1 protein-coding gene is annotated in these 238 nt (G+C 65.1%); it reads right to left on the reverse strand.

Annotation, left to right across the window (positions count from 1 at the left end; genetic code table 11):
* On the reverse strand, positions 1–238 hold a 238-nt coding region (locus tag OH705_RS28655; RefSeq protein WP_267303626.1), incomplete at both ends, for a hypothetical protein.

Raw genomic sequence — 238 nt, forward strand, 5'->3', positions numbered from 1 at the left:
GCCAGGGATCCGTCCAGAGACCCCGGCGGATAGGCGACTTGCTGTTCGTAGATCGGGGATCCCGACACCAATGGCCTTGCCCATCTTGCCGAACGAAGCGCCAACCTTGTCTGCGCCGGCGGTGGCGTCCCTCTCCATGGCGCCGACGGCTTGTTTCACGTCGGTCTCGGAATCGCGCAGATCCTGCTTCAGCTTGTCGCGTGTGGCGCGCAGCTCCCATGAGGCGCTGCCGACGATG

The organism is Pseudomonas sp. BJa3, assembly GCF_026343815.1.
Taxonomy (GTDB): domain Bacteria; phylum Pseudomonadota; class Gammaproteobacteria; order Pseudomonadales; family Pseudomonadaceae; genus Aquipseudomonas; species Aquipseudomonas soli.